The 247-nt window shown below is 62.3% G+C and carries 1 protein-coding gene; it reads left to right on the top strand.

What is annotated here, in order from left to right:
- A partial coding sequence (locus NPS46_RS25175; RefSeq protein WP_274112061.1) for an immunoglobulin-like domain-containing protein occupies positions 1–247 on the top strand: 247 nt, incomplete at both ends.

Genomic DNA, 247 nt, shown 5'->3' on the forward strand with positions numbered 1-247 from the left:
CAACGGCAAGACCCTGACCATCCTCAAGGATGCCAGCACCAGCGACAGTGCCACCGACGTGGCCCCGAACGATATCTACACCGGCAATAAACCGGTCGTGGTCTCGATCACCGGCACCGCCGGCGGCAACTTCGAGCAGCTCAACACCACCGCCAAGGCCACAACCAGCGTAACGGATGTCAACGACATCACCACGGTCAAGCTGATCGCGACCCCGAGCGTGACCGAGGGCGGCACCATCACCTAC

Source organism: Pseudomonas putida, from assembly GCF_028682395.1.
GTDB classification, from domain to species: Bacteria; Pseudomonadota; Gammaproteobacteria; order Pseudomonadales; family Pseudomonadaceae; genus Aquipseudomonas; species Aquipseudomonas putida_AB.